Origin of the sequence: Halobacillus sp. BBL2006, assembly GCF_000786645.1 — a bacterium.
GTDB lineage: Bacteria > Bacillota > Bacilli > Bacillales > Halobacillaceae > Halobacillus.
The window spans coordinates 1-2,472 of sequence record NZ_JRNX01000879.1 but is presented as its reverse complement, the minus strand read 5'-3'; the positions used below and the strand labels follow the sequence as shown (position 1 = coordinate 2,472).

Annotated in this window: 3 protein-coding genes; all 3 read left to right on the top strand. The window is 40.9% G+C overall.

What is annotated here, in order from left to right:
• A partial coding sequence (locus LD39_RS20725) for a hypothetical protein (RefSeq protein ID WP_035553239.1) occupies nucleotides 1–587 on the top strand: 587 nt, incomplete at its 5' end.
• 63 nt (nucleotides 588–650) lie between these two features.
• Nucleotides 651–1,229 carry a Mov34/MPN/PAD-1 family protein gene (locus LD39_RS21870; RefSeq protein ID WP_081988540.1) on the top strand — a complete coding sequence of 193 codons (579 nt, stop codon included), beginning with the start codon at nucleotides 651–653 and terminating at the stop codon, nucleotides 1,227–1,229.
• 145 nt (nucleotides 1,230–1,374) lie between these two features.
• Nucleotides 1,375–2,472, top strand: a 1,098-nt coding sequence (locus LD39_RS20715; protein ID WP_035553236.1) for a DUF819 domain-containing protein, incomplete at its 3' end; no start/stop codon positions are given.

Here is a 2,472-nt window from a genome sequence, read left to right as displayed (position 1 = left end):
CGAGGAAGGAACAAAAAACAAAAGAACTGACACCTGCCCCCCTTTTAGAGGAACCTCCTAATGAAACTTTGAAAAACTCAGAACCAAAAAGGAAGTGGATTGACATGATATGGAACTGGGATTTCTGGACCCAGACGCAGGAAGCTGACGATAAAGATGGGAAACAAGAAACGGAAACAAAACTAACAAAATTAGAAAATGAAATAGAAGAACTGAAGGCACTCGTCAGTCAAATGAACAAAACGATCTTGACCTATCAACAAAATGAAGAAGCCCACCTTAAACAGATTGAAGAATTAAAGGAGCAGATCGCCTCTTTAAAGGAAAAGACTTCTACCCAAAACCCAATGCCTTCATCTGATCAAACACCTAACCAGTCTCATGAAGAGAACCAAAACACACAACTCCCTAAAACGCCAGTCGATGAAAGAAAAAACCTCCCCCAGCATCCTCAATCAAATCATTACCGACAGAATGCTAATCATAAAAAGTATCCTCACAGTCATCAACGTCAAGCAAACAGACAGCAGCCTGGGCAGGATGATTCTGTCTTTAATCCTTTTAAATACTACAGAAAGGATCAATAGCCGTTTCCTCCTTTTTCATGCCCGAATATAACTATAATAAAGGAGGAGACCTTATGACACCGAATGAAGTCAATGAATTGTACCGGCGTTCAAAAAGCATCGATATTTCCGGGAATAAAAATCTCAAACCCAGCCGGCTTAAAAGAAATAGGATTAGAAAGCCCAGTACCCCCCAATCAACGAATGGGAAAAAGAAAGGCTGCGGGTGCGGGGGCAGCCAAAAACAATCTCGGGCCTAAATTGTCACCCTTTTACATCAAAGAGTCTGTATGGAATCAAATGCTTCAGCACTGTCGATCAGAGCTTCCATTTGAAGGTTGCGGGCTCCTTTCAGGAACCGAAGGCTATGCTTCTAATTCTTGGAGAATGAAAAACATTGAAGCTAGTCCTATTTCTTTTGCAATGGATGATGAGGAAGTGAAAGCAGCTTTCCTAGAAATGGAACAAAGAAATGAAAAACTGACTGCAATCTTTCATTCTCATCCAACGAGTCGAGCTTATCCCTCCTCTCAGGATATTAAGCATGCAAATTACCCGGAAGCCATTTATATCATTGTTTCCTTTTCGGGAAAGGTGCCTATGGTAAAAGGTTATCAAATCATTAATGGGAGGACACTTCCTGTTCGACTCATTCGACACTGATTATTTACAGCACCCCAAGCATTCAATGTTTGGGGTGTTTTTACATACGTACTATTCATCAATTGCATCTTTACGGTTTTATCAACAAATTATTTTATAATCTGTTATAATATGTCAAAAGATTTAGAAAATAGGAGGTTTTAGTATGGAAAGCTCTTTGATTAAATCGGACGATATTTGGTTACTTTGGGCCTTCCTTGCAGGATGGGCAGCCGTTAGTATTTATCTGGAACAACGATTTCAGTGGGCATCAAAAGTATCAGGAGCGATCATCGCGTTAATCGGGGCAATGGTTTTGGCAAATCTGCAGGTCATTCCTCTGCAATCACCAGCCTATGACACGGTTTGGAATTATGTGGTTCCTTTAGCAATCCCTCTCCTGTTATTTAAAGCAAACATTAAGAAGATTTGGAATGAGAGCGGCCGGCTTCTATTCATCTTCTTTATTAGTGCAGCAGGAACAGTTGCGGGCTCAATCATTGCTTTTTTGCTATTAAAGGATTTCATTCCAGGCCTGGATAAAGTCGGAGCAATGCTGACGGGTTCCTACATCGGGGGCGGCGTGAATTTCGCAGCATTGTCTACGAAATTTGAGGCATCTGGAGAACTTGTCTCCTCCACCGTCGTGGCAGACAATCTTATGATGGCGCTATACTTTTTCGTGCTTATGGCTCTTCCTGCAATTAACTTTTTCACGAAGAACTTCAGCACTCCATATATGGATGGGAGAAAGAATTCAAGTGGTGAAGAAGCTGGGACAGAAGCTGCTTCTTATTGGGGGAGAAAAGAAATGTCCTTACAAGATATAGGTCTTGCAATTGGGACGGCTTTTGTACTTGTTGCGGTATCCTTTCAATTAGCTGGCTGGCTCGATGGTCTTATTCCTTCTGGAGACGAAGTCAACTTTTTTTATAACTCATTAAATGGGATCTTCGGAGATAACTACTTGATGCTTACAACCCTAACCATGCTAGCGGTTACTTTTTTTCCACGATATTTTGAAAGTATTAGAGGTTCGCAAGAGATTGGTACATACTTGATTTATATTTTCTTTGTAGTGATTGGTGTCCCAGCATCGATTGTTTTGATCTTTCAAAATGCTCCCCTGCTGCTTGTATTTGTTTTTATCATAGTAGCCACTAATATGATTGTTTCTTTTGCTATCGGAAAAGTGTTTAAATTCAGTTTAGAAGAAGTTGTTGTTGCTTCAAACGCCAATATCGGCGGGCCGACGACAGCTGCA

Bases quoted from the DNA above. Each gene is read 5' to 3' on its own strand.
- LD39_RS21870 (WP_081988540.1), top strand. From the start codon at position 651: ATGAAGTCAATGAATTGTACCGGCGTTCAAAAAGCATCGATATTTCCG.